Source organism: Shewanella sp. SR44-4 (assembly GCF_014163715.1).
GTDB lineage: Bacteria > Pseudomonadota > Gammaproteobacteria > Enterobacterales > Shewanellaceae > Shewanella.
On record NZ_JACJDU010000050.1, the window covers coordinates 1 to 18,924 of the forward strand.

General features: G+C 38.7%; 17 protein-coding genes and 1 pseudogene. 16 read left to right on the forward strand and 2 right to left on the reverse strand.

The window, feature by feature from the left end:
* Positions 1–131 precede the first annotated feature (131 nt).
* Positions 132–332 (forward strand): annotated as a pseudogene (locus tag H5125_RS22080) (LexA family protein); the annotation flags it as partial.
* Positions 333–1,589, forward strand: coding sequence for a Y-family DNA polymerase (locus H5125_RS18170; protein ID WP_011638882.1), 1,257 nt, complete (start codon positions 333–335; stop codon positions 1,587–1,589).
* Between the two features lie 450 nt (positions 1,590–2,039).
* Here the strand turns inward: H5125_RS18170 and H5125_RS18175 are convergent.
* Positions 2,040–3,208, reverse strand: a protein-coding gene (locus H5125_RS18175; RefSeq protein ID WP_409085874.1) for an IS3 family transposase whose coding sequence is annotated in 2 segments (ribosomal slippage) — positions 2,040–2,947 and positions 2,947–3,208 — 1,170 coding nt in all. Because the reading frame shifts where the segments join, the coding sequence is not laid out codon by codon here.
* A 656-nt stretch (positions 3,209–3,864) separates the two neighbouring features.
* Here H5125_RS18175 and H5125_RS18180 point away from each other — a divergent pair.
* The 7 genes from H5125_RS18180 (at position 3,865) to H5125_RS18210 (ending at position 11,558) form a co-directional block, all read left to right on the forward strand.
* Positions 3,865–4,221 (forward strand): hypothetical protein, encoded by a 357-nt coding sequence (locus H5125_RS18180; RefSeq protein ID WP_011638883.1) that lies wholly within the window; start codon positions 3,865–3,867, stop codon positions 4,219–4,221.
* A 75-nt stretch (positions 4,222–4,296) separates the two neighbouring features.
* Positions 4,297–5,646 (forward strand): TolC family protein, encoded by a 1,350-nt coding sequence (locus H5125_RS18185; RefSeq protein WP_011638884.1) that lies wholly within the window; start codon positions 4,297–4,299, stop codon positions 5,644–5,646.
* Complete coding sequence (locus tag H5125_RS18190; RefSeq protein WP_011638885.1) at positions 5,643–6,569, forward strand: efflux RND transporter periplasmic adaptor subunit; 927 nt, start codon at positions 5,643–5,645, stop codon at positions 6,567–6,569. The genes H5125_RS18185 and H5125_RS18190 overlap by 4 nt, the downstream gene beginning before the upstream one ends.
* A 90-nt stretch (positions 6,570–6,659) precedes the next feature.
* Positions 6,660–9,776: an efflux RND transporter permease subunit gene (locus tag H5125_RS18195; RefSeq protein WP_011638886.1), complete on the forward strand. Its 3,117-nt coding sequence runs from the start codon at positions 6,660–6,662 to the stop codon at positions 9,774–9,776.
* Positions 9,777–9,865: 89 nt separating this feature from the next.
* Positions 9,866–10,180, forward strand: a complete 315-nt coding sequence (locus H5125_RS18200) for a P-II family nitrogen regulator (protein ID WP_041413220.1) — start codon at positions 9,866–9,868, stop codon at positions 10,178–10,180.
* 31 nt (positions 10,181–10,211) lie between these two features.
* The gene (locus H5125_RS18205) at positions 10,212–10,571 is read left to right on the forward strand and encodes a DUF6488 family protein (protein ID WP_011638887.1); all 360 of its coding nucleotides are present in this window, start codon (positions 10,212–10,214) and stop codon (positions 10,569–10,571) included.
* Positions 10,572–10,961: 390 nt separating this feature from the next.
* A complete protein-coding gene (locus tag H5125_RS18210; protein ID WP_123884034.1) occupies positions 10,962–11,558 on the forward strand; it encodes a tyrosine-type recombinase/integrase in 597 nt (198 codons plus the stop codon).
* A gap of 603 nt (positions 11,559–12,161) precedes the next feature.
* Here the strand turns inward: H5125_RS18210 and H5125_RS18215 are convergent.
* Positions 12,162–13,199, reverse strand: coding sequence for a DUF4382 domain-containing protein (locus H5125_RS18215; protein ID WP_310734198.1), 1,038 nt, complete (start codon positions 13,197–13,199; stop codon positions 12,162–12,164).
* Positions 13,200–13,695: 496 nt separating this feature from the next.
* Here H5125_RS18215 and H5125_RS18220 point away from each other — a divergent pair, with 496 nt between their 5' ends.
* The 7 genes from H5125_RS18220 (at position 13,696) to H5125_RS18250 (ending at position 18,897) form a co-directional block, all read left to right on the forward strand.
* The gene (locus tag H5125_RS18220) at positions 13,696–14,037 is read left to right on the forward strand and encodes a hypothetical protein (protein ID WP_123884658.1); all 342 of its coding nucleotides are present in this window, start codon (positions 13,696–13,698) and stop codon (positions 14,035–14,037) included.
* Between the two features lie 90 nt (positions 14,038–14,127).
* Complete coding sequence (locus tag H5125_RS18225) at positions 14,128–14,562, forward strand: DUF2057 family protein (RefSeq protein WP_124018410.1); 435 nt, start codon at positions 14,128–14,130, stop codon at positions 14,560–14,562.
* A gap of 121 nt (positions 14,563–14,683) precedes the next feature.
* Positions 14,684–15,154: a MerR family transcriptional regulator gene (locus H5125_RS18230; RefSeq protein WP_124018409.1), complete on the forward strand. Its 471-nt coding sequence runs from the start codon at positions 14,684–14,686 to the stop codon at positions 15,152–15,154.
* On the forward strand, positions 15,154–17,400 hold the full coding sequence (locus tag H5125_RS18235) for a heavy metal translocating P-type ATPase (RefSeq protein WP_124018408.1): 2,247 nt from the start codon (positions 15,154–15,156) through the stop codon (positions 17,398–17,400). The genes H5125_RS18230 and H5125_RS18235 overlap by 1 nt, the downstream gene beginning before the upstream one ends.
* A gap of 10 nt (positions 17,401–17,410) precedes the next feature.
* Positions 17,411–17,761 (forward strand): cupredoxin domain-containing protein, encoded by a 351-nt coding sequence (locus H5125_RS18240; protein ID WP_037425971.1) that lies wholly within the window; start codon positions 17,411–17,413, stop codon positions 17,759–17,761.
* Positions 17,762–17,973: 212 nt separating this feature from the next.
* Positions 17,974–18,339, forward strand: coding sequence for a cation transporter (locus H5125_RS18245; protein WP_123884662.1), 366 nt, complete (start codon positions 17,974–17,976; stop codon positions 18,337–18,339).
* A 171-nt stretch (positions 18,340–18,510) separates the two neighbouring features.
* A complete protein-coding gene (locus tag H5125_RS18250; RefSeq protein WP_124018407.1) occupies positions 18,511–18,897 on the forward strand; it encodes a hypothetical protein in 387 nt (128 codons plus the stop codon).
* Positions 18,898–18,924: the final 27 nt, after the last annotated feature.

Sequence of the window (18,924 nt, forward strand, 5' to 3'; positions counted from 1 at the left end):
TGGCTATGGTTTTATAACAATGAAAGACCCAATACAGCAATTGGTGGTGTCCCACCAAAGCAAAAACTGGCACTAGTGGCCTAAGTCTCTACTTTTGACCTCAGCTAAAAATGGGGAGATTACCAGACGGTCGAAACGGCGATGTAATAGTTGCCAATTTTAATGGCGAGTTTGTCTGCAAGATTCTAGATACCAAGCTGCGTGTTCTCCATTCCTCTAATCAACAATACCAACCTGTCACAATTCATGAATACGATTATTTTAGTATTGAAGGCGTAGTCACACGTTCTATTCGTTGCCACCGTCAAAGCCCTTTGTTGTGGGGTAATTAGATGTTTGCTCTAGTTGACGCGAATAGCTTCTATTGCAGTGCAGAACAAGTCTTTCGCCCTGATTGGCGTGGTAAGCCTGTTATTGTGTTGAGTAACAACGATGGGATGATTGTTGCTGCTAATCGTCAAGCTAAAGAGGCTGGAATTGGGAAGTTTCTACCTTACTTTCAAGTTAAAGCCTTATGCGCCAAACGTGGTGTTATTGTCTGTTCCTCAAACTATGAACTTTATGCTGACTTATCTAGCAAAATGATGGATATCATTGGCCGCTTTGCCCCTGAGCAACATGTCTACTCTATTGATGAAAGCTTCCTCTCTTTTAAAAACTGCTATCCCGCTATCAAATGCCTCCTTACGCAAGGCCAGTTAATCCGCCGTGCTGTGTGGAAAGAAGCGCGGCTAGCAGTCTGTGTGGGTATTGGTGAAACGCTTACTCTTTCTAAAATAGCCAACCATGCAGCTAAGAAGATTGAGGGCTACAAAGGAGTTTGTTTCATTAGTAATGAGCAAGAGCGTATAGCTATTTTAAAGCAGCTTGCTGTAGGGGATGTATGGGGGATAGGCCGCCGAATAAGTAAGAAGCTTGAATTAATGAATATCCGTACTGCGTTTCAACTTGCGTCTATGCCGCCGACACTGGCAAGAAAGCAATTTAGTATTGAAATAGAACGTACCGTTCGTGAGCTTAACGGCCAAGCCTGTAAAATATGGGATGAGTCGAGGGCAGATAAAAAGCAGATATTTTCGACTAGAAGCGTAGGTGAGCGCATCACAGATTATTCGTCGTTATTACAAGCATTGAGTAAGCATGTTGCTATCGCAGCGAGTAAAGCACGTAAGCAAGGTTCAAACTGCAAGACCTTGCTGATTTTTGCCAGTAATTCACCCCATGATGAACGGCCTGTAAGCTATAAAGCTATTGTACATTTTCCATGTCCAACCAACTGCACTGTTGAGCTAACCAAAGCTATGAGTGAGGCCGCACCAAAGCTATTTCGTGAGTTCGTACATTATTACAAAATCGGTATAGGGCTTATCGATTTAGCTAGCGAAAAACATAACCAATTCGATTTATTTAACCCTTCAAAGGCTAATCCCGCTTTGATGAATACGCTAGATGACATTAACCAACGCTATGGCAGTGATACGATGTTTCTAGCAGCTCAAGGCATAGAGCACAAGTGGTCAATGCGCCGTGATTTGCTAACGCCACAATACACAACCAAATGGTTCAGTGTACCCAGCATTAAGTGCTAACTAGGTTTTTGCTTTGATTAATGTTTTCACTGTTAGTATCACTCATATGCTTGGTTTAATTAGATAAATCAGACATTAGCTAATCACTGTTCCTTAGCTTGAAGCATTCGATGAACCTTCTTAAAATTGGTCTACCTTTCTTTTTACTGGCTTTTAGCTCAACAGCTATTGCAGCTGGAAATACGCGGCTTAGGAGGAGTTATTTATGTGCATATATGCTATGAGTATTGATTTTAAGGGCTTCTACAATACATATGGTCTAATAACAACATGTATTATATTGGAGCGTTTATTAATAACATGAATTTTAATGTGTAATCAGTAGTCCTTCACTGCTAAAAGATTGCTTCGTGTTTAAGTTAACTTACGTGAATAAAGTAATAATAAAAATTTGTTCCAGTCACTGTAATTGACCTGGTCAACTGAATTCGGACAACCTAGTTAAGTTCCTTAAGCTACATCCTTCAAATGCTTATCCATACGTTCAAACTCATTGGGACTTTGATAATTGAGGTAAGAATGCATTCGTTGGCTGTTGTACCACATTGTGATGTAATTCAAGACATCTTGTTGAGCTGCATAGCGCGTTCGATAATTGCGCCAATGAACTCGTTCTTGCTTCAAGCTACCGAAAAAGCTTTCTACTACTGCATTATCCCAGCAACAGCCTTTTTTGCTCATACTGCCGACAAACTTATGTAGCCTCAGTATCCGTCTGTATTGGTGGCTCGCATATTGAACGCCTTGATCTGAGTGTATGATCAATCCGGCTTTTGGCTTTCGTTGCCATATTGCCATTGTTAGGGCATCACAAACCAACTGTGCTTTCATTCTGCTGCCCATACTCCAACCAACAACTTTACGCGAATAGAGATCGATTACGACCGCTAAATACAGCCATCCTTCAGAAGTCCATATGTACGTAATATCTTGCACCCACGCTTGATTAGCGCGCTGAACGTCGAAATCCTGCTTAAGTTCATTATCATATATAGGCTTCTTGTGGTCGCTGTTGGTTGTTGCCTTGTACTTCTTTTTATAGCGCACCCAAACGTTTGCTTCTTTCATCAACTGCGCTGTTTTCTTACGCCCAACAGGGTAATCAAGTGAATTCAAAGCCTTTCGAATACGTCTTTGTCCATAGGTGTTATCGCTAAACTCGGCGATATTCTTCACCCACTGCAACATCTCTTGATGCTCTGTATCAACAGGGGCCTGAGACTTCCGCTTTTGATAACTGTAGTAATTATTGTTTTTCACACCCAACACGTGACACATTAATATCACTGGCCAGATCTTCTTATTTTGGGCAATAAACGCGTATTTTATTTCGTTTCTTTGGCAAAGAAGACCGTCGCTTTTTTTAGTATTTCACGCTCCATTTCTAAACGCTTAACTTGTGCTTTTAGCTTGCGGATCTCTTCCTGCTCAGGCGTTAACTTGCCGTTACCTCTAAAAGCATGGCCATCATCATTTTCTGCTTCTTTTATCCATCGGCCAAGAAGCTGAGGTGTTACTTCTAAATTTCTAGCAGCTTCAGCAATACTGTAATTTTGCTCTCTAACTAATGCGATAGCATCAAGTTTGAATTCTTTTGAATAGGTTTTACGTGTTTTCATCTCAATCTCCAGTTAAATCAATTATGTCTTAACTGGGTTAGTCGTATCAATTAAACCACGTCAAATATTCTTCAATAATGAGCTAGCTAATGATGATGATCGTTAGCTGCAATCCGGTATGATGTGATTAAGTTGGCTTACTCAAGCTCGATATACCAGAAATCTCTATAAGAGAAACTGTTGCACTTACTTCAGCTCAGATTAATGGACAGTATTTATTTTGATAAAGTAACAAAATCAAGTTTTTGAAACGGAATGATGATACGTTAAGAGCTTGTATGTGAGTATTTTTGTTAAAAATGCTGCATTTACTTAAAACTTTGTACAGAGCCTGTACATATACCGTTCCAGCAAAACTAATGAATCCTAGTCAATGCATTTTATTAGCGATAACTTGTTTTCAGGCAGATTTTAATGTCATCGATGACTACCACTGTGAAGCGTTGCTATCGAATTGTACTTGAGTTCACCTCGTCATTCGCGAGTATTTAACTTTAATTTTAACTTTAAAATTTTATAGGCTCTTGTACATTCTTAAATAACAGGTTTAATATTCAGCGGGTAAAACACCGCCATCAGTCTTGAACAGAGTTAAATATGCATTGATTTTTTTATGGGGAATGTTAAAATCAAAATGTATCTAAATTGGGGTTAGCATGATTAAATTAGTATCGACAATTTTAATTTTTGTATGGGTTGTGTTTCAACCTATGACAAATATTGTCGATGCTCACCCGCTAAAAGCTTATGCTGAGATTTTATCAAGTACACCAATCGATAATAATGTATCAGTTATCAAAACACCTCCAGTTCATGATGTATCTACGACTGATATTCCTTCTTCAAATGAAATGTTTCACTGCCACCACCACAGTAGTCATTGCCATATCTATTTGTTAAGTGTCTATGAGGCTGAAACTGATATCCTCACAAAATACGCTCCATACAACTCATATTTATTTTCTATTCCAGAAACTCCTTTTTCAGCTTCAATTCGTCCTCCGATCGCCTAATTTTTATTCTAAGTCAATTTTTGCAAATGATAGAGTTTGCGCATTTTTATATCTTAAATAATTAGGTATTACAATATGTTAATGTTAAATCGTCCTCCAAAACTAGTTTTGGAGCTCTCGAGTCGTATTTATAATATACGGATTATTTCGTGTGTTTTCCTTGTGGCATTCTCCTTTACAATCAGCGCAGCAAGAGCATCATCGGCAGATCAAGCTATATCGCTGCCAACTGCAATGCAGCGTTCACTATCACAAAATCCTTCTCTTAAATTTTTTCCGTATCGAATTGATGCTCTGAATGGTCAAATGGAAACTGCTAAATTATCACCTGCTTATGAATTAGGTTTTGATACTGAAAATGTTGGAGGAACTGGAAATTACAACGGTATTAGTGGAGCTGAGTTCACTATAGCTTTATCCTCAGTTTTTGAAATGGATAACAAGCGTTTAGCTAGAATTGGGACTGTATCTTCTGAATTGTCATTATTAGAAGCAAGCAGGCAGGTTGAGTCACTGGCTTTACTTGGTGATGTTACTCGTCGTTATGTTGATGTACTTGCTGCACAAGAACAAGTTGTTCTTGCACAGGAGGCTACTCAACTAAGCATTGATACTTTGGATATTGTAAAAAAACGCGCTGCTGCAGGTGCTACACCCGATGCAGAAGTTAAACGAGCATTAGCAGCCTTAGAGCAAGCCAGGCTATCATTATTTGCCGAACAGCAACGCTTATCTTACTTAAAAGTTTCGTTATCGAGTTTGTGGGGATCATCCTCACCTGACTTTGAGAATGTTGAGGGGAATTTATTTCAGTTTGGGGAAGATATCTCATTTGAACAATTGTTTGAAAGAGTCAAACTTAACCCTGCAATAGAGATTTTTGCATCAGAAGCTCGTTTAAAAGATGCTGAAATACGTGTTGCTAAAACACAGTCAAAATCTGACATTAGTTGGTCTGTGGGGGTTCGTCGAGCTCAAGATACAAACGATACAGCACTCGTAGCTGGCTTCAGTATGCCTTTATTTTCTGGCTCTAGGAATCAAGGTGCTATTTCAACAGCCATTGCAGAAAAAAATCAAGTATTCGTAAAACGTGATGTCATGTTATTGGATATGCATAATCAGTTATTTCGAGCTTTTTACAATAGAAAACAAGCTATTTTAGTCGTTAACTCATTGCGTTCCACCATCATCCCTTCTTTAGAGCAAGCACTGATTGAAACTCAAGATGCATATCAGCGTGGAAGGTACGGTTATCTGGATTATGTGAGCTCTCGTCAGGAGTTGTTAAGTGCAAGACGTACATTAATTGAAGCTGCAGGTTCAGCATTAACTTATGGTGCAGAAATCGAACAATTGACATCAGAGCCTTTAGCTAGCTCGCAATATAACGAGAACATCAAATTATCAGGAATATCTCAATGAAATTAATTTCTAGTTTTACAAAAGTTCTATTCTTAACCAGCTTCTTATTTTTTACAGGGTCTATTTTTGCAGAGTCTGGTCATGGAGATGAATCAGAACATGAAGAGGAAGGGCATATAGAATTATCTAACGAGCAAATACAGCATGCCGGAATAGTGGTTAGCACCGTTGGTGCCAATGTTATTCGTGATGTATTACCTGTTTATGGTTTGGTTGCTACTAATGCTGAAAGTTTGCAAGTGGTTAATGCCAGATTTGATGGTGTGGTACGTGATGTAAAGAAGAGCATCGGTGATCCGGTCCGTAAAGGTGAAACATTGTTAATTGTTGAAGCAAATGAAAGCTTGAAAAACTATTCAATAACTTCTGAAATTAATGGATATATCACACAGCGAAATATAAATATTGGAGAGAAAACAAATGAAACTCCTTTACTGGTGATTCAAGATTTTTCTACTGTTTGGGTAGAATTAAGCATATTTCCGAAGGATCTTCCTTTGGTCAAATTAAATCAGACGGTTAACATACAAAGTACTGATTTAAAAAATATTTCAGAAGGTAAAATTATTTATATTTCACCATTTGGACAAGTGCAAAGCCAAGCCACTAAAGCTCGTGTTCTACTTGAAAACAGCAACAACATTTGGAAGCCGGGCTTATTTGTTAATGCCAACATTACACTTGATGAAATAAATGCGCCAGTTTCTATACGTAATGAAGCAATACAAGTTATTGAAGATAAAAATGTAGTTTTTGTCAAAGGTGAATCTGGGTTTGAACCACGCGAAGTGAGCCTTGGTCGAACAGATGGTCAATATAGTGAAGTTCTAACGGGTTTGTCGGTTGGTGAAATGTATGTGAGTAACAATAGCTTTGTTTTGAAGTCTGAGTTGGGGAAAGAGGATGCTGAACATGGGCATTAAATTTTTTATGCGTCTTCGTTTACCTTTATACCTTATTTATGTTTTTAAATTTAGACATAATCGGTTGTGTGCTTCAAATAGGAGTTTTAAATGATTGATAAACTCATTCAATTTTCCATAACCCGCCGGTGGTTGGTTATGTTTTTTGTTTTGCTAACGGGTGCACTAGGCGTTTGGAATTATCAACATCTTCCTATTGATGCTGTACCTGATATTACCAATGTTCAAGTTCAAATTAACACAGAAGCACCTGGGTATTCACCACTAGAAGTTGAGCAGCGAGTCACCTATTTGGTTGAAATGTCAATTGCAGGTTTACCTTATGTTGAGAGTACTAGATCGCTATCTCGTTACGCACTCTCACAAGTTACTGTTGTGTTTGAGAAAGGAACTGATATTTATTTTGCTCGGAATCTTATTAACGAACGTTTGCAACAAGCTAAAAGTGAGATGCCGTCAGGTATTGAGCCCGTAATGGGACCTGTTGCAACTGGATTAGGTGAAATCTTTCACTATTCAGTTCATGCAGCGCCAGGGGCTTTGCAAGCAGATGGACAACCTTACGATGCAACAGCTTTGCGTACATTGCAAGATTGGGTTATTCGTCCTCAATTGCGTTTGGTTGAGGGGGTTACTGAAGTAAATACAATCGGAGGGTATGAAAAGGAGTTTCATATTACACCAGAACCTTCAAAGCTATTGGCTTACCAAATTAGTTTTGATGATTTAGTCGCTGCGTTGCAGAAAAATAATTCGAATGTAGGTGCTGGGTATATAGAGAAAAATGGTGAACAATATTTGATCCGTGCTCCAGGTCAGGTTACTGATATTTCATCGATTAAGCAGATCATTGTTGCTCGTAGGGATGGAATTCCTATTACCGTAGGTGATGTTGCAGAGATTGGGTTTGGTAAACAGCTTAGAACTGGTGCTGCAACTCGCGATGGCGAAGAAACTGTGTTGGGCACAGCTGTTATGTTGCTTGGCGGAAATAGTAGAACTGTTTCTCAGGCAGTATCAGCAAAATTGCTTGAGATTAATAAAACTCTTCCAGAAGGTGTGATTGCTGAACCAGTTTACGATCGTACTGTATTGGTAGATAAGACGATTGCAACAGTTCAGACCAATTTAGCTGAAGGTGCTGTGTTGGTCATTGTCGTTCTTCTCGTTATGCTGGGTAATGTTAGGGCTGCTTTATTAACTGCCATGGTGATCCCTTTATCGATGTTGATGTTGATGACTGGCATGGTAGAAACCAAAGTAAGCGCAAATCTCATGAGTCTAGGTGCACTTGATTTTGGGTTAATTGTTGACGGTGCTGTAATCATAGTTGAGAACTGTATTTTAAGGCTGGCAGGAAGACAGCATCACCTGGGGCGAATATTGACATTGGATGAACGTTTTCAGACCGTCTTTACGGCTACCCGTGAAGTGTTTACTCCAAGTCTGATAAGTGTTTTAGTTGTTATTATGGTCAATTTGCCAATTTTGGCGCTGACAGGTGTCGAAGGTAAAATGTTTACTCCAATGGCAATGGCCGTAATCATGGCTTTATTGTCTGCACTTGTATTGTCTCTCACTTTTGTTCCTGCGGCAGTCGCTTTGTTTATGACAGGCCACATAGAAGAAAAAGACAACTTTATCGTCAGTCAATCTAAACGATTATATCTGCCAATTTTGTCGATTGTGTTGAGATTCCGAGTACTTGTAATTTCAATAGCATTGATATTTGTGATTTTAGTCGGATTTGTTGCAACAAAAATGGGAACCGAGTTTGTTCCTAATCTTGATGAGGGCGATATTGCGATCCAAGCACTTCGAATTCCAGGGACCAGTTTAACTCAATCATTAGATATGCAGTTTAAGTTGGAGAAGGCAATTCTAGAGATTCCGGAGGTTAAAACTTATTTCTCGAGAGTTGGTACTGCAGAGGTTGCGAGTGATCCTATGGGGCCAAATATATCTGATGGTTATGTGATGCTTAAGGATCATAGTGAGTGGCCAAATCCTGAAAAGACTAAGGCTCAACTTTTAGAAGAAATAAGTGAAAAACTAGCCTTACTACCAGGTAATGCTTTCGAAATAAGCCAACCTATTCAACTTCGGTTTAACGAATTGATTTCAGGTGTCAGATCTGATTTAGGTATAAAAATTTTTGGAGATGATTTATCTAAATTACTGAGTTCAGGTGCTGAAATAGCAAAAGTGTTAAGTAGTATTGAAGGGGCTGAAGGCGTAAAAGTAGAGCAAGTTTCTGGATTACCCATCTTATCAATTGATGCTGACAGAGCTGCTATGTACCGTTTAGGCTTAAACGTCTCGGATGTCCAAGATGTAGTTGCTGCTGCAACGGGAGGTGAGAGTGCTGGCTTGATTTTTGATGGTGATCAACGTTTATCAATCGTTGTAAGGGTTGATGAGAGGGTTCGAGGAAATTTAGAAGCGTTAGAGCGTTTACCTATTCCGTTACCTGAAGGTGGTTATGTACCATTAAGAGAAGTCGCTAAACTTACTTTAGCACCTGGCCCTAATCAGATTTCACGTGAAAATGGAAAACGAAGATTGGTCGTTAGCGCGAACGTCCGTGGTAGAGATCTAGGCGGATTTGTTGCAGAAGTACAAAGTAAGGTTGCTGAGCAAGTCAAATTATCTCCAGGATATTGGTTAGAATACGGTGGTACTTTTGAGCAATTACAATCTGCTTCTGATCGTTTAACTATACTTGTGCCTATAACATTGATAATGATATTTGCTCTTTTAATGATGACATTTGGCTCCGCAAAAGACGCAGCTTTAGTCTTTAGTGGAGTACCACTAGCCCTTACTGGAGGCGTCATAGCTTTATGGTTGCGTGATATCCCTCTATCTATTACAGCTGGTGTAGGTTTTATTACTTTGTGCGGCGTTTCTGTTTTGACGGGGGTTATGATGGTATCTGCATTTAAAGATGAACTGGATCGTGGAAGTCCTATCGATCAAGCTATTCAAACTGGTGCAATGTTGCGATTAAGACCAATTATGATGGTTGCACTTGTTGCAGCATTAGGGTTTTTACCAATGGCGCTTAATACTAGCACTGGTGCAGAAGTCCAGAGACCACTAGCTACAGTCGTTATTGGTGGGATCATTTCATCAACATTACTCACTTTATTAGTATTACCTGGCTTGTACAGACTTACTTGGCGAAAGACGAAACAGCTAAAATAGTAATTAAAATTTAAGTATGAAGAAGGGATTGCGGTGTTCGAGTTGTCCGTAATCCCTTTAAATATAATTTCAAATTGACAGGTAAAAATATGAAAAAAATTACTGCATTAATTCACCATGTAAGGTCTGCCGATGTTATACAAGCATTACAAGATTCTGGCTACGGAAATATATCAATATTTGATGTCAAAGGAACATTGAAAGCTCTTCGGGAAAGTGAGTTAGCATATTCTTCTGAAGCTGGTGTTACTATCTCTGAAGTTCAGCTATCTCTTATATGTGAAGATGAACAAGTAGATGAAGTTATATCAATTATTAGAAAAATAGGTAAAATTGGAACGGAAATTTCTGGGTGGGTTTACGTTAGTCCAATTGACACAATCCTTCCAATTGGTGGCATTTAGATACTTAGTTTAAAATAATAAGGGCATATTTATGAGATATTTATTTGCTTTTTTAGTTATCGTTACTTCTTTTAATTGTAATTATTCTTTTGCGCATCTAGATAGAATGAAAAGCATGGATCATTCAAGAAATAGTCATATGAATGAGAAGAAGGTAATTAGCATTACCATTAAAACAATAAATAAAATGACATTCAAAGATTTAGGTTATGAGGCTGGTAAGCTGCCATCTTCATGGGAAACCATTAACAATGCAGATGTAAATATTGTAAATGTTCATGAAGGAAGTTATGTCGTGAGTGCTACGAACTCACAAGTTAAACAGACATTATATTTTAGAATTGATGACGATGGTGATGTCGTTGCAGTATCTGAGAATAAGGGCTTTTAATAAGCGGTAAGTAATGAAATAGTGATTGTCAAACGACTACTTCTAATTGAAGTAGTCGCAACCATTGTTCTTACTAAATTAGGATAAGAACAAGGCGTCTAAAGGCGGCACTACCAACTTAGAAGCCTGTTGGTAATCATGGCAATTGCACCATCATCCTAATTGTTTACTATTACACATTATGAGAGTCTGAGTTAGTTAACTTGAAATGGTCGCATAATCATGTGAATCGCTTTGGTAATGGTGTCCCAGTGTTCATTCGTTGAGTGTAAAAACATCTGCACATAGCCAAAACTCAAACGCGATTATCCTGACTTACAATACATCCTCATTAGCGAAAGTACTATTAGCTACACTTATGATGACCAATCAATAAAGTAGGAGGTCACCATGGTCTCATCAAACAAAAAAAATCATAGCGGAGTCAAAAAGCCTTTTCGGCTCGAAGAGATTTGGCGTATTCGAACTAGGCTAGAAATAGAAAATAGCCTTATGCAACTAGCGTTACTCAATTTGGCAATCGATAGTAAACTCAGAGCAAGTGACCTACTTCCTCTGAGGGTTTGTGATATATCGTCACAAGAACGAATGTTTGCAAGAGTTAAGCTTATTCAGCAGAAAACGGATGTTGAAGTCCAGTTTGAAGTCACTGCTAGAACTCAACAAAGTCTGATGAAATGGATTTTTGTCGCAGCTCTAAAGACAAGTGATTATTTATTTCCAAGCTTAATACGAAATGAGCAACCGATTAGCTATTCGTATTATCGTTCTCTTGTCAGGTCGTGGGCATCAAATATTGGTCTAGATCCTAACTTGTATGGGACTCACTCAATGAGACGAACCAAAGCAACATTAGTCTATGCAAAAACTAAGGATATTCGAGCCGTCCAACTTTTACTCGGACATACTAGAGTAGACAACACAATTCGTTATCTTGGTGTTGAATTGGAGGATGCTCTTACACTTTCAGAATCTACTGATTGTTAATACGGTATGCCCCCAGAACCTAAGGCTATTTTTCGTGGTATTCTGACTATTAATCAATGACTTATAGTATCTTTGGGTCATATATATGTAAAGAATTTATTGATTGAAACTAATCACTAAAAACACCTGTATATCGAGCTTTGCTATACTTATTATAATGCAAACCATATATTTTAGAGTATAAAATCTAACTCACTTTTGTCCAGAAATGAGCCTAGACACATAAATTATTTACGCTCTATTACGTTTAGATTTTGATAATGAATGTGATGGCACATACTTCCTTCAACTGACTATGAATTTAATACTAGGTTTTATTTACGCTATTGAAGAAGTCAGTATTGGTCCGGAAAGTAAGATATATAAGAGAAGACTAAGAGCTATTTCCCAGTAAGAAAAGTAACAAAATCATAAAGACTCTTTAGTTGTGGCTGATGATTGACCTCTTTTGGTTTTTGGCACGTTATATGCAAGGCTGCCAATTAACCATAATGGATCAGGGTATCTGCTCATATTTTGATTTAATGATAATCATCATTAACATGGCTTACTATCTTTTTGGTCGTAGAGGCTCCCAAGTAAATGGGAGCCTGACTCATTTAGCTAGCCGCCATGGTGTCCGTGATGACCACCATTGCCGTTACCGCACTCATGTACTGTCTGCTGGCCTCCCTGTGTTCCTGCTTCTATAGTGATTGAACCAGAATCTTTAAACATAACAAATTGGCCACTAGTCATATCATCGGTGACGGGGTCATCTAAATGACCTAAGCAGCTGTAGCCGACCCGATAGTTTCCAGCTGGCAAATAACCCATGGCAAAGTGCCAGTTGCCGTCAATATCCTGCATCATAGGACTTACCGCAGTCGGTAGAGTTACCGCCTCAGGAGGATTGGTTCTCATATCTGTCATTTGATCAATATTAGTTACCTCTTCAGGATACAGATAGGCCATGTGACTAAATTGTCCCCCGATCGGAGTCCGGTCTGAATAAGTTGTCTCGCAATCGGCAATCCATTGAGGATCTACTTCACCCAGCAAGTGGCCCATATAGCGATTATCAACGGACCACATCGCTTGATGACCTAAATGGTATTCACCTTGTTGATATGACAGGCCACGATACAAGTCAATTTCCATAGTGATGGAAATATGCTGGCCAGCTACTATTTCAAAATCTGAAACTGGAAGTTGTCCATCGGCTACATACAAACCGTGTCGACCCTGGCCATCTTCAACATAGCAGCCGTCATTGCCATCGCCCTGTTGGATGGTGACATAGGCATCATGGTACTGACCCAGAGGTAAGTCTATATTATCGACTACAAGATGGCTGTCCATCCCCTGAAAGTCGAGTAGATTAAACGTCATATCCTGTAAATCATGTCTATGGATTACGCCCTCAGCATCAGTCATGACCAGTTCCCCCATGACCATACCAACATGAGAAACTCCAACCATAGGTGAATCAGAAATAGCTAAAGAGAATTGCCCCTGAGGTAATACTTGTTCTGCTACCGTCACAGTAGTATTTGAATCACTCCCGCATGCGCTAAGTAAAAAAATCGAGGATAACAACATTGTTCTACAAATCGTCATAAAGCCGCCCTGAGTATATGAAATTAATCTAATAATACCCATTAAGAGGTATTCCTGGTGGTTTGTTGGAGATAAATGTGACTCAGAACAATGTATAAAATTAAGCCAGTGCTGTTAATGAATGAAAAACGTAATATTTTCATTCAACTACAAATTGTCTATGTTTTAAAAGTTCAAAATGTAATATTAATAGTAAAAATTTTCAATTTAAGTATTTGCTAATCAAATACATAAAGTTATTATTGGTTGTTGCATACAACGTGTTCTATTGTTCAAAAAATCTTGACTGTGAGTTTTTTAGAATGCTTTTCGTATTTTGGGGTATGTACGGTTTTAGACAAAATACAGTATTCAAAGACGTGGGGTTAGGGGGGGTAACCATGTTATGAAATTAAATCATTCAGAGAACGCATAATTTATTACTGGAAATAGATAGTAAGTTGACTCTTTTAATAGACCTAGGATTGTGACTTATGTCATGGAATTAGATTCTAAAATTTGCTAAGGTTAATAACATAATTCAACTGGGTACAATTGCATGACTAAGATTTTGTTAAATTTAGCAGTTATATTGGCATTAATAACACAGTTATTAATGCCAAATAATGCTATGTCTAGCGAAATGTCCGAATCAAGTATGCAAACTAGCTCTATGTCACATTCAGTTATGATGGACAATGATTGTGATGATACCGATAACTGTTGTCCCGAAGATTCAAGCCACTGTATTAGCCATTGCCATGCAGTCGCTAATGCATTTGTTTTGTTATCAGATTCAAATTTAGTTAATGATCTATTCACAAGTTCTAAAGTTAACTCGACTTTATGGATATCAACTCCGGCTTCGCTTGGAAGTCAAAATCCCCCTCCAATTGCTTAATTCTTTATTTTAATTAACCACCTATATTAATTTATAAAGATTTTCGTTGCTCGTTTACTTATGAGCATCATAAAGCATCTGGAGTTTCTCATGAAAAAATTTATCGCAATTACACTTTTATCTGCTGTCAGTTCTATGTCTATGGCCGCCACTATTTCATTGCCGGACTATTTAGTATTTACATCCATTGATGGGCAGCCAACTGATCGGTCGAGCACAATTGATATCAAACAAGGACAGCATTTAGTCGAATTACGTTTTTTTGAAGTATTCACTGCGGGAGCAGATGATACAAACTTTGTTAAGTCAGACTCATTATATTGGAGTTTAAATTTAACAAATGATGAAGATATTCAGGTTAGTACAAAGGATATTTTATCTGCGAAAAATGCAAAAAGCTTCATTTCATCTCCAGTCATAACTCTTAATAGTGCAAGTATGAGTAATGAAACTGTCACCTTAGTAAATCACGAAGAATTGATGGCTATTATCATGAAGCAACATAGAAAAATGATGAGTCATTAGCACCACTGTGAGGGTGCTATTAATCTGCACCCTCAATTTATAAATAGACTACTAAAAAGTGGACGAGTCATCGAACCGCAAATTGGTGTCTGAAAATAAATTTAGTGTTTTCAGAGGTTTTATGAAGGTTAATCAATTAGCTAAAAAACTCAATGTAACCAGTGACACTGTTAGATTTTATACTCGTATAGGTCTACTCTCTCCCTGTAAGTCACCTGATAATGGATATAAATATTATGGCGAGAAAGATTTGAGCCGTATGCAATTTATCATAAGTTCTCGTCAGCTTGATTTTTCGGTTGAAGACATTAAGTTGATTTTTTCTAACACTGACCATGGTGAAAGTGCGTGCCACCTTGTACGTGAATTAGTAAAACAAAAGTTAGATGAAACGGAAGAACAATTTAATAAAACAATGAAATTAAGAGCAAGACTTTTTCAGGCAGTTGAACAATGGTCAACTATGCCAGATAACTTGCCTACAGGAAATATGGTTTGTCATTTGATTGAAAGTACGCATCAAGCTGATACTCAGACAACAACAGTTACTCAGCTTGACCACATTATATTAGCGTCAACGGAGGTTAAGTAATGAATCAAACAAAAAACTCACTTATGCAACTCAATATCCTCGGCGCAGGCTGCGCGAGTTGTGTTGGCAAAATTGAAAAAGCGATTAACAGCGTAGAAGGCGTTGATTCGGCCGAGATGAATTTTGCGGACAGAACGGTACTGGTTAACGGTAAAGCATCTGCCGAGTTGATTATAAAAGCGGTCGAAAGCGCTGGTTACAATGCCTCTCAAATAAAGGCGGAGTCGGCAGAAGATGTCATGAACGAGAAAGAACAGGCTGATTTGCAACATTATAAAAGTTTATTACGCCATACCATTATCGCTCTGTCCGTCGGTATTCCGTTGATGATTTATGGACTGTTTATTGGCGAAATGACGGTATCAACCCTATTAGAACAAGTGGTGTGGGGACTGGTTGGTGTGGTGACTCTTGCGATTATGCTGATATCAGGTAGGCATTTTTATATCGGTGCATGGAAATCATTTTTAAACCATAACGCCAATATGGATACCCTCATTGCCTTAGGTACCGGTACTGCTTGGGTTTACTCTATGTTGATAGTTGCATTTCCACAATTATTTCCCGAGATGGCAAGGCATGTTTACTTTGAAGCGACCGCAATGATTATTGGTTTAATTAATCTTGGTTTAGCACTAGAAGTTAAAGCGCGCGGTAAAACCTCTGAAGCGATTAAGCGTCTCATTGGTTTGCAAGCTAAAACTGCTCGGGTTATCCGTGATGGAAAAGACCTCGACATCGATATTGCTCATGTATTACTTAATGATCACGTTAAAGTTCGCCCTGGCGAAAAAATCCCAGTTGATGGGGTGGTTATTGAAGGTAACAGCACCATTGATGAATCAATGTTGACTGGTGAGCCAATGCCTGTTGAAAAAGTGATCGGTGACGATGTGGTCACTGGCACCTTGAATAAATCAGGCTCGATCATATTTAAAGCCACTCGTGTAGGTAAAGATACTGCACTGGCGCGCATTATTAGTATGGTCAAACGGGCGCAAAACTCTAAGCCGCCGATTGGACGTTTAGCTGATGTTATAGCCGCTTACTTTGTGCCCGCCATTATGATCATCGCTACAGTCAGTGCCATGGTGTGGTTTAACTTTGGCCCTGAGCCGTCGAGTGTATTTGCCATCGTGTCTGCAACAACAGTATTAATTATTGCTTGTCCTTGTGCGTTAGGACTCGCAACGCCAATGTCAGTGATGGTCGGCGTTGGTAAGGCGGCTGAATCGGGAGTGCTTATTCGGAACGGTGAAGCATTGCAAACCGCGTCTAAAATAACCGCCATGGTATTGGATAAAACCGGCACCATTACCGAAGGTAAACCGCAAGTTACCGATATTATTTTGGTTAATACAGACAGTGAAGAGCAGGTACTTGCCTTGTCTGCTGGAATTGAAAGTCACTCCGAACATCCACTCGCGCAAGCGATTGTTGAAAGTGCGAATGATAGAGGTATTGAAGCCATTAACACTGAGCACTTCAATGCCATTTCAGGTAAAGGTGTAGAAGCTGAAGTGGATGGCCAGATATTATTATTTGGTAATCTAAAATTAATGCAAGACAAAAATATTGATATTGGATTCAATGAAGCTAAGGCCCAAGTGTTAGCTGAAAATGCTAAAACACCAATGTATTTAGCGCTTGCAGGGCAATTACTGGCCATTATTGCGGTATCAGATCCGATAAAGCCTGATTCAATCGAAGCGATTGCGAGACTGAAACGCAGTGGCATCAAAGTGATAATGTTAACCGGGGACAATAAAGCGACCGCCGCCGCAGTGGCTAAAAAAGTCGGTATTGATGATTTTTTCGCAGAAGTCATGCCAGAAGATAAAGCCAATAAAGTGGCTGAACTTCAGCAACAAAATGAAGTGGTTGGTATGACCGGCGATGGGATTAATGACGCCCCCGCATTAGCGTTAGCCGATGTTGGCTTTGCTATTGGAACAGGCACTGATGTGGCGATAGAAAGCGCTGATATTACCTTAATGCGCGGATCACTTCATGGCTTAGCCGATGCGATAGCCATTAGTAAAGCAACGCTGCGCAACATTAAACAAAACTTGTTTGGCGCGTTTATTTACAACGTCGCGGGTATTCCCTTAGCAGCAGGTGTGCTTTTCCCTGTTTTTGGTATTTTGCTAAATCCAGTGATTGCCGGGGCTGCGATGGCCTTTTCATCACTTACCGTAGTGAGTAACGCTAACCGTTTACGTTTGTTTAAAGCCAAAGAACACTAGGAGCTTCAATATGTTAATTAATTTACTGTGTATCGCATTAATCGGTTTTATCATTTGGTGGTTTTGGCTATATAAACCGACAAAGGATTCTAGTGTTGACGCTAGTACATTGATACTGGTTAAAGACGGTGTGTATACGCCTGCACGAATTAAAATTTCGGCTAATACACCAACAGAGATAACTTTTTTACGCCAAGATAAATCCGGATGTTCAGCCACAGTCCTGCTACCCGACTTGGAGATTAGCCAGGATTTAGCGCTGGATAAGCCCACGACGATATCATTACCGGCTCTGGAAAAGGGTGAGTATCCATTTCATTGTCAGATGCAAATGTATAAAGGTGTATTGATTGTTGAGTAAACACTAGATATCCATGCGTATTTTTCAATATGTTGGTATCAATGATGAAGATAATAGCAGTATTAAAATGAGCCTTTTTGAACTTTGCAATCAATATCTTGATTCTAACCTAAGCTGTTTACTGTCTAGGTTAGAAAATTGGCCATTTTTTGTTAATTACTTTTTACCTAAATCATCAGAAAAATGATGAGTTAATGATTAAGAGAGACATTATGAGTGATTTTGAACATAGACCGGGCGTTAAAGAAGCCACTTTAGTTGTCAGAAACCTAAGATTAACTGGAGTAGATAATCAAAATTTAGAAGCATTAAAGACTGAGATAGACAAACTGTTTGGCATAGAAGAAGTGATTTATAATGACAAATCGGGATCTATTTATCTAACCTATGATGCCAGCCATATCAATTTAGAAGGTATTGAAGCGGTTATCAGAAAGCATGGTGCTAATATTCATAACGATTGGTGGACTCATGTGAAGGAAAGTTACTACCAATTTGTGGATCAAAACATCAAAGATAATGCAAATCATCAACCACATAGTTGCCACAAACCCCCACCAGGATCCAAGATAAGTTAAGACAATTAGATGTTAATTTTTATCGATACTGACTATCTTTTAGTAAGAGCTTTCGAAGTGTGATCTATGTCAAGTATCAGTAGTTAAAAGTAAAAAAACACTACAGTTAACTAGGATGATTTAGTCAAGTTGAGTTAACATTAATAGCACTAATTATATTGGAGTTTTATCTTGAGTCGTATGCGAATTATCACAGTGATGCTTATCTTGATGACATTTGTCAGTCAAGCTTTTGCGTCTGTGATTTTGCCATGCCCCTCTGATATGAATTCAATGTTAAGTAAATCAAATCCAGTGAATACCGCTGCGACTAACGCTTGCCATCACCAATTAACATCAGATGCTGATGCCGTTAAAACATCTACCGCTGACATTCCTGATTGTTGTGATAATCAATGTGATTGTCCGATAGGTACTTGTTTTTCAATTGCCCTTGAAATGAAAATTGTCCAATCAATAACCATCTCAAGTTTGAGTAGTTTTATATCTGGTTTGACTCAAAATACGACTCCGCAATATAACTCTTCTTTATATCGTCCTCCAATATTGTCTTGTTAGATAGGAAAGGCTTGATCAATTTTTGAT

Excerpts from the sequence above, each read along its gene's own strand:
- H5125_RS18240 (WP_037425971.1), top strand. The coding sequence starts at position 17,411 with ATGTTAATTAATTTACTGTGTATCGCATTAATCGGTTTTATCATTTGG.
- H5125_RS18215 (WP_310734198.1), bottom strand. The coding sequence starts at position 13,199 with ATGGGTATTATTAGATTAATTTCATATACTCAGGGCGGCTTTATGACG.
- H5125_RS18180 (WP_011638883.1), top strand. The coding sequence starts at position 3,865 with ATGATTAAATTAGTATCGACAATTTTAATTTTTGTATGGGTTGTGTTT.
- H5125_RS18210 (WP_123884034.1), top strand. The coding sequence starts at position 10,962 with ATGGTCTCATCAAACAAAAAAAATCATAGCGGAGTCAAAAAGCCTTTT.
- H5125_RS18205 (WP_011638887.1), top strand. The coding sequence starts at position 10,212 with ATGAGATATTTATTTGCTTTTTTAGTTATCGTTACTTCTTTTAATTGT.
- H5125_RS18195 (WP_011638886.1), top strand. The coding sequence starts at position 6,660 with ATGATTGATAAACTCATTCAATTTTCCATAACCCGCCGGTGGTTGGTT.
- H5125_RS18190 (WP_011638885.1), top strand. The coding sequence starts at position 5,643 with ATGAAATTAATTTCTAGTTTTACAAAAGTTCTATTCTTAACCAGCTTC.
- H5125_RS18225 (WP_124018410.1), top strand. The coding sequence starts at position 14,128 with ATGAAAAAATTTATCGCAATTACACTTTTATCTGCTGTCAGTTCTATG.
- H5125_RS18185 (WP_011638884.1), top strand. The coding sequence starts at position 4,297 with ATGTTAATGTTAAATCGTCCTCCAAAACTAGTTTTGGAGCTCTCGAGT.
- H5125_RS18200 (WP_041413220.1), top strand. The coding sequence starts at position 9,866 with ATGAAAAAAATTACTGCATTAATTCACCATGTAAGGTCTGCCGATGTT.
- H5125_RS18235 (WP_124018408.1), top strand. The coding sequence starts at position 15,154 with ATGAATCAAACAAAAAACTCACTTATGCAACTCAATATCCTCGGCGCA.
- H5125_RS18245 (WP_123884662.1), top strand. The coding sequence starts at position 17,974 with ATGAGTGATTTTGAACATAGACCGGGCGTTAAAGAAGCCACTTTAGTT.
- H5125_RS18170 (WP_011638882.1), top strand. The coding sequence starts at position 333 with ATGTTTGCTCTAGTTGACGCGAATAGCTTCTATTGCAGTGCAGAACAA.
- H5125_RS18220 (WP_123884658.1), top strand. The coding sequence starts at position 13,696 with ATGACTAAGATTTTGTTAAATTTAGCAGTTATATTGGCATTAATAACA.
- H5125_RS18230 (WP_124018409.1), top strand. The coding sequence starts at position 14,684 with ATGAAGGTTAATCAATTAGCTAAAAAACTCAATGTAACCAGTGACACT.